The following is a 2,441-nucleotide window of genomic DNA, read 5'->3' as shown; positions in this document are numbered from 1 at the left end:
GAATTACACGAATTGGGTTGATTTAAGGCTGGTTAGGGGTCTTGATTCTTTTCTGAGACCAAACCCAACATGATAAAAAGAATTAGGCGCAGGCTTACGAATTTCCGCTAATGTTCCGTTTCCAAATGCGGTTCAGACTAACTTGAAGTTTCCCCTTCGCTTCTTCGCTTCTCCTCTCCATCGCTTTTAATTAACAGATAAGCTTTCAAATTAGGTTGTTAACGGTTAATAGTTAACATTTAACAACTGAACAATGAACATTGAACAATTGAACAAAAAGAAAGAGCCAAGGCAAAAGGCAAAAGAAAAAAGTGGGGAACCTAACATTTAACATCCAACCTTGAAATCTTCCAAAACAGGCTTATTTCAAATTTAGCCTATGCTCAAATTCTTCGAAAAAGCTTTTGATCGGACGGTCTTTTTTATCCAGGATTTATTTCGCTTGGACTGGAAGGCTTCTGACCGGTTTTTCTACTATACCATGAAAGAGACCGGCATGAAATCCACTGGCCTTTGGATGGATATCATGACTGCTGTGTACATGTACCAGGTAAGTATCTTGGAATATTACCATTACCGGTTTTTTGATTTAGATTATCAAGAAAGGGACAATTGGTTGGGAAAAGGCCAAATTAGGATGTTTGAAAAGAAAAATGCCCAAGCAAAAATACTTTCTAAAAAGAAAAAGCTTGCTTTGGCGGAACGTTTTCCTACACTTCCCCGTCATCGGGTATTCCAGCTTTCGGAACTGCAGGAATTGCAGCCTATGGATTTTCCCGAATGCTTAGGTCAGGGTAAGAAGTTGTTGTTTAAACCCCAAAAGACTACTCGGGAGAGAGGTTGTATGGTCAGGTTTAGCAAGGATTTTTCCGGTTTAGATATGCTGGATTATATGCATTTATCGGGCTTTAAATCTGTGGAGGTTTGGTTGGAGCAACCGGAGGCATTGGTTAAGGTCTCCGCTTTTGGATTGCATAGGGTACAGGTATTGACCCGTTTTGATGCAAATGAAGGTTTGGGCATTGTAGCATGCCGTTGGTTGATTCCTTTGAACCAATGGGGCGAAAGCCGTGATTTGGATTTTTTAGTGGCTCCGGTGACAGCGGATAGTGGAAAGGTAAGTGGACCTGCGGTAAGTATGGACATTACTTTGGGAGATTGTGCCTGGCATCCATGGACGGGAGCGGATATAGAGGGCTTTGAATTTCCGGACTGGGAAGCGGTTATTGGCCTGGTTAAAAGGGCAGCCGCAGAAAGTGAAAATGCCTCTTTTTGGACCTGGGAATTGGTGTTTACCAAAGAGGGGCCGTTATTGTACCGTGCAGAAGCCTCCATCGATGCGCTTGTGTGGCAGTTGCCGGTGAAGCAAGGTTTAAAGGCTAAGTTTCAGGAATGGGTAAAATAGGGAATCATAGTAAATTAATTTGAGTCCCATGATGATTTCCGTTTATATTAGGGAGTTGTTGTTCAACCCGGCCATTTACCTGAGTTTGCTCTGTGGGTATGTCGTTTGGAGGTTTTTCAGAAGTTCCATACTATTGGAACGGCTTATTTCTTGGTTTGCTTTGGTTTTATTGTTACTTCTTTTCGCTCCACTACCTAGGTTATTGGTGTACTGGACGGAACGTCATTATCCTGTTTTGGAACAAGTACCGAAAGGGGTCAGGCATATTGTAGTTTTGGGTTCGGGTGGTACGCCTGATAAAGATTTAAAAATCCATCAATATGTGGGTGGAGCAATGTTGGGAAGGATAGTGGAGGGGGTAGCTTTGTGGAAAGGACGGCCTGAAAGTTTTTTGGTTTTTTCCAGTGCCGGCCGCCAAGGTTTTGTTTCCCAGGCCCAGCTTTATGCTGCAGTGGCCAAGGACTTTGGTGTTCCCCGGGAGAAGATACTTAAAATAGAAAAAGGGAGGAATACCCTGGGCGAGGCAGGAGATTTCAGGAGCCGGTTTCCTGATGTAGGGGAAATTGTATTGGTGAGTTCCGCCGCGCATCTTCCGCGTGCGAAGCGGATTTTTGAATTGGAGGGTTTAAGGGTGCATGCAGCGCCTGCTGTATATACTGTGAAGATGCATCCCGGAGGAGACCGGTATTCTTGGGTACCTCAGATACAGGCCCTACAGTATTGGGGAATATTGGCCCATGAATGGGGGGGGAGGGCTTATGTGGAGTTGCGTTTGATTTTTAGGCGGATGAATCAGGAATGAATTTCGTGGTTGGAGCTTGGTAGCTTGGAGTAGTAATGTAGAATGAAGTTTGAGTGTTAAAAGTTCAGTGTTCAGTGTTTTACGAATCGTGTAAGGTACACTGAACATTTGAACAATTGAACATTGAACCCTCAGCTTCTCTGCCTCTTCGCCCCTCCGCTTTTAATAAACGGGTAAGCTTTCAAATCAGGATGTCAACCGTTTAGCCTATATACTTTCTTGAATTAAAAAAAT

The 2,441-nt window shown here is 43.5% G+C and carries 2 protein-coding genes; both read left to right on the top strand.

Annotated elements, in window-relative coordinates:
- Nucleotides 1–379: 379 nt before the first annotated feature.
- On the top strand, nt 380–1,405 hold the full coding sequence (locus B879_RS20550) for an ATP-grasp domain-containing protein (protein ID WP_009187152.1): 1,026 nt from the start codon (nt 380–382) through the stop codon (nt 1,403–1,405).
- A 28-nt stretch (nt 1,406–1,433) separates the two neighbouring features.
- A complete protein-coding gene (locus B879_RS20545; RefSeq protein ID WP_009187151.1) occupies nt 1,434–2,207 on the top strand; it encodes a YdcF family protein in 774 nt (257 codons plus the stop codon).
- Nucleotides 2,208–2,441 lie beyond the last annotated feature (234 nt).

It is taken from the genome of Cecembia lonarensis LW9 (genome assembly GCF_000298295.1).
In the GTDB taxonomy this organism is placed as follows: domain Bacteria; phylum Bacteroidota; class Bacteroidia; order Cytophagales; family Cyclobacteriaceae; genus Cecembia; species Cecembia lonarensis.
Note: the sequence above shows the minus strand (reverse complement) of the source record. Positions and strands in the feature narration are given on the sequence as shown.